Source organism: Sulfurimonas sp., assembly GCF_014859695.1.
Lineage (GTDB): Bacteria > Campylobacterota > Campylobacteria > Campylobacterales > Sulfurimonadaceae > Sulfurimonas.
The window spans coordinates 1-4,691 of the sequence record NZ_JACUTS010000108.1 but is presented as its reverse complement, the minus strand read 5'-3'; the positions used below and the strand labels follow the sequence as shown (position 1 = coordinate 4,691).

Here is a 4,691-nt window from a genome sequence, read left to right as displayed (position 1 = left end):
ACAATCATAAAAATTTCAAATAAAATCTTGCAACACACACTATAATATTAGCTATTTTTGAAGCTTTAATAATTCATTATATGGTATTATTTTATATACTATTTTAGGATGTTATATGAAAAATTACATAAAAGATCAAATTAAAAAATCATACGAAACAAAACAAGCTATATATCAAAATGAAGAGTTATTAAATAAAATTGTAGAGGTCTGCAGACTGTGTGTAGAGCTTTACAGGGGTAAAAATAAAACAATCTTGGCGGGAAACGGTGGAAGTGCTGCTGATGCACAGCATATTGCTGCAGAACTTGTCGGCAGATATGGATTTGATAGACCTTCTATTCCCTCTCTAGCACTTACAACAGATACCTCCAACTTAACAGCAATCGGAAATGACTACGGGTATGACAAAGTCTTTTCGCGTCAACTTGAGGGAATGGGACAAACCGGTGATATATTTTTTGGCATATCAACTTCTGGGAATTCTCAAAATATTATAAATGCATTTGAAGTTGCAAAACAAAAAGGTATAAAAACTGTCGCTTTGGTTGGCAGAGACGGAGGTGAGATGGCAAAAATAGCTGACATAGCTTTGATTGTTCCATCAGACTCTACGCCAAGAATACAGGAATCACATATTTTAATCGGGCATATCATTTGTGATATTATAGAAAAAGAGATTTTTGGCGATGGTGTTAACTGATACCTTATGAAAAAAGCACTTTTTTTAGATCGTGACGGCGTTATAAACGTTGAGCTTAACTATATTTATAAAATAGAAGATTTTAGGTTTATAGAGGGAGTATTTGAACTTTGTAAATATTATCAGAGTTTAGGGTATCTCATTATCGTAGTTACAAATCAGTCTGGTATTGCAAGAGGTTATTACAGTGAGTCAGATTTTGAGAAGTTGACTGCATGGATGGTAAAAGAGTTTGCAAAAAATGGTATTACAATAACAAAAGTGTATCATTGCCCTCACCATACTGAGATTTCAGGGGAGTGCAGTTGCAGAAAGCCTGAGCCTGGTATGATTTTGCAGGCTCAAAAAGAGTTTGATATAGATTTAGAAAATTCTATCTTAGTTGGTGACAAAGAGCGTGATGTTGAGGCGGCTATAAGTGCGGGAATCAAAGAGAGTTATCTCTTTGATGAGGCAGAGTTGCATAAAAGTTCAAAAGCAACAAAAATAGTTTCAAGATTAGAGGATATTTACAATGTTAATATTAAATAGCGGCGGAACATTCAACAAAAAATATAATCCCTTAAGTGGGGAGTTGGAAGTTCCATACAGCAATGAAGCAATTGAAAAAATCTTAAAAAGCATGGATGCCAAGTATGATTTGGCAGGTGTTATTTATAAAGATAGTTTGGAGATGACAATAGATGACAGAAAAATTCTTACCAATATTATAATGGAGTCTAAAGATGACACTTTTGTAATTGTGCATGGAACAGATACGATGCATCTCAGTGCCGAATTTTTAGCCGAAATATTTGACGATAGGAAGATTGTTTTTGTGGGAGCCATGAAGCCATTTGAAATAGATAGTATTGAGACAAGCCTTAATCTAGGGATGGCGATAGGATTCGCAAAAGGCGTAAAAGAGTATGGTGTCTATATCTGCATGAGCGGACATATCGAACCATGGGATAAAATTCATAAAAATACAAAATTTGGAAAATTTGAAGTTGTCCTCTAAGATACCCTGCTCTCATTGCCATTTAGAGTTTGATTCATGCATTATGATAGAAGAGGGAGAGTTACATTTTTGCTGCAATGGCTGTCAGGGAGTTTACCATCTTTTACAAGACAAGGGTCTTGATAGTTTTTATGAAAAAAGTAAAAATGTCATCTTGGCTCCGCCGCTTGAAAACTATGCAGACTCTTCAAATTTTGATTCACCCTCTTTTTACGATAAGTTTGTAAAAGTTAACAGTGAGGGATTTAACGAAGTCTCTTTGATAATAGAGGGGATTCACTGCTCGGCATGTGTCTGGCTAAATGAAAAAGCACTTAGCAAGATGGATGGCGTAATAGAAGCAAATATAAACTTTACAAACAACAAAGCGACAATTGTATGGGCGGATGATGTTGTAAAACTCTCTAAAATAATAGATATGATCAGAGCGATAGGCTATAACGCTTTTGCCTACGATGCCATGACACAAGAAGAGTATGTAAACAAAGAGAGAAAAGCTTACTACTTAAAGATGGCAGTCGCTATTTTTGCATCGATGAATATCATGTGGATTGCTGTTGCGCAGTATGCTGGATACTTCAGCGGAATAACACAAGATGTAAAAACTATTCTCAACATAGCAGAGTGGATACTCTCTACCCCTGTGCTATTTTACAGCGGCTGGGTCTTCTTTAGGGGCGCGTACTATGGTCTAAGAGCAAAAATAGTAAACATGGACCTATTAGTGGCAACGGGTGCGTTGCTTACCTATATTTACTCTATCTACATAACCATAATGCAACGGGGAGAAGCCTATTTTGACTCTGTAAGCATGATAATTACTTTTGTTTTGATAGGAAAATTTCTAGAGGTTTTAAGCAAGAAGAGTGCGGCTGATTCTCTTGATATGATTATAAAAAATATTCCATCTGAGGTTAGAGTTCTCAAAAATGGCGTAATTACTGAGTGTAAACTTGATGATGCTAGAGTTGGCGACATAGTTGTCGTCTCTTCAGGAGAGAAGGTTTTGCTTGATGGCGAAATACTAAAAGGAAGCGGTTCTTTTGACGAATCTAGTTTAACAGGAGAGAGCAACCCAGTCTATAAAAATATTGGAATGAGCGTTGTAAGCGGTACAACAAGCATTGATGCCGATGTTCATTTTATGGCAACAAAAGATTTTAAGCACTCTACTCTCTCAAATATAGTCTCACTTTTAGAGTCTGCAATAAATAAAAAACCAAAAATCCAGCAGATGGCAAACAGACTCTCTGAATATTTCTCATCGGTAATTTTACTTTTGGCATTGGTAACATTTTTGGGATGGTGGCAATGGCCAAATAGTTTTGAGACCTCTTTTATGGTGGCAGTATCGGTAATTGTTATAGCGTGTCCATGCGCACTTGCTCTAGCTACACCTGTTGCGACATTAGTGGGACTTAGTATAAGTGCTTCTAGAGGCATACTTTTTAAAGAAGCAGCGGGGCTTGAGACTATGGCAACTATAGATACCCTTGTTTTGGATAAAACAGGAACCATAACGGTAGGAAAGCCCGAAGTTGTAAGAGAGCACATCTACAAAGAGTTTGATAGAAATCTAATCTACTCAATGGTTAAACCTTCTAAACATCCTATCTCGTGGGGTGTTGCAGAGTATATAAAAGGACAAAATCAAAATGTTGGAGAGATTATTTTTGATGAATATGTGCAAATACCTGCAAAAGGAATTAAGGCAAAATACGACAACAAGATTATTTTGGGCGGAAATTTAAAATTTATAAATGAACATGGAATAGATGTAGATTTTGCGCTAGAAGAAACAGCTTTTTATTTTGTAGTTGATAATGAGCTTGCAGCGATATATGAGCTAAAAGATAGAATCAAAGAGGGCATAGAAGAGCTTATAGCGAATATGCAGCAAAAGAGAATAGAGGTTGTGCTTTTAAGCGGAGACCATGAAAATATAACAAAGAGTATAGCAAGGCAAGTCGGCATAAAGACTTTTTTATATGAGCAGACTCCTCAAGACAAGGCAGAGTATATAAAAACTATTCACGATAAAGGCAAAAAAGCAGTAATGGTTGGAGACGGGGTAAATGATATTTTAGCGTTAGCATCGGCTGATATTGCTATAGCTATGGGAAGCGGCAGTGATATAGCAGTAGAAGTAGGTGATGTGGTCTTGCTTGATGATTCATTAAGGTCGCTAAATGATGCTTTTAAAATAAGTCAGACCACATTTGGTCTCATAAAACAAAATCTTCTGATATCATTGGTGTATAATGCTATAACAATTCCTCTTGCAATGGCAGGATATGTCATACCGCTAGTCGCTGCAATTTCTATGTCACTTAGCTCACTATTGGTTGTCGGCAACTCAATGAGAATACGTTATAAATGGAGAAATAGATAAGATGGATAATTGGGTAATAGTTATGATGCTTGGCGTTTCTATTTTTTTGGGAGCAGCTGCGCTCTTTGCATTTTTATGGGCAATCAAAAATGGACAGTTTGATGATGAAGAGAAGTTTCTAAATGCTGCAAAATTTGATGGTGTAGATGAGCTAAATGATGCTCTAAAGCAGGAACAGAAAAAAGAAGCTTTGAAAAAAAGTTATAAACCAGAGTAAAAAGAGATTTTAGTTTTTGAGAGAGAGTTGAATTGCCACAGCGGGCAATTCAGGTAAATTATTTACCGATAGTTTGTGCGAATGCGTCTAAATCTTCGTCAGAATACTTACTAACTTGACCTTTCATAATGCCCTTTTTAGCTCCGCCGTAAGTACCAGCTTTGTAACCTTTAAGTGCAACTGCGATATCATCTTTGCTCATCTCAGCAACGTTTTTGTTCCCCATATGAACTTTTGTCCAATCAGCACCGTGACAAGCAACGCAACCAGCAGCATTTACAGCAGCCATTAAAACAGTAGTTGCACCCAAAGCAACAATTGATAAAACGATTTTTTTCATTTTTAACACCCTTTTTTTTGATTCAGGCAAATTGTAATG

6 protein-coding genes are annotated in these 4,691 nt (G+C 36.4%); 5 read left to right on the top strand and 1 reads right to left on the bottom strand.

The genetic code is table 11. The features are described 5' to 3' along the window. Positions 1-115 precede the first annotated feature (115 nt). From gmhA to ccoS, 5 genes are read left to right on the top strand one after another with little or no spacing between them, the layout of a single operon-like run. Positions 116-703 carry a D-sedoheptulose 7-phosphate isomerase gene (gmhA, locus tag IBX42_RS11275; protein WP_294932993.1) on the top strand — a complete coding sequence of 196 codons (588 nt, stop codon included), beginning with the start codon at positions 116-118 and terminating at the stop codon, positions 701-703. A gap of 6 nt (positions 704-709) precedes the next feature. Beyond that, positions 710-1,234 (top strand): D-glycero-beta-D-manno-heptose 1,7-bisphosphate 7-phosphatase, encoded by a 525-nt coding sequence (gmhB, locus tag IBX42_RS11270; RefSeq protein WP_294932991.1) that lies wholly within the window; start codon positions 710-712, stop codon positions 1,232-1,234. Further along, positions 1,218-1,703, top strand: a complete 486-nt coding sequence (locus IBX42_RS11265) for an asparaginase domain-containing protein (RefSeq protein WP_294932989.1) — start codon at positions 1,218-1,220, stop codon at positions 1,701-1,703. The genes gmhB and IBX42_RS11265 overlap by 17 nt, the downstream gene beginning before the upstream one ends. Continuing rightward, positions 1,693-4,095: a heavy metal translocating P-type ATPase gene (locus IBX42_RS11260; RefSeq protein ID WP_294932987.1), complete on the top strand. Its 2,403-nt coding sequence runs from the start codon at positions 1,693-1,695 to the stop codon at positions 4,093-4,095. The genes IBX42_RS11265 and IBX42_RS11260 overlap by 11 nt, the downstream gene beginning before the upstream one ends. Before the next feature lies 1 nt (position 4,096). Beyond that, a complete protein-coding gene (gene ccoS / locus IBX42_RS11255; RefSeq protein WP_294932985.1) occupies positions 4,097-4,312 on the top strand; it encodes a cbb3-type cytochrome oxidase assembly protein CcoS in 216 nt (71 codons plus the stop codon). 58 nt (positions 4,313-4,370) lie between these two features. On the opposite strand, the gene IBX42_RS11250 is transcribed toward ccoS, so the two are convergent. Continuing rightward, the coding region (locus tag IBX42_RS11250) for a c-type cytochrome (protein WP_365943688.1) at positions 4,371-4,691 on the bottom strand (321 nt) is incomplete at its 5' end.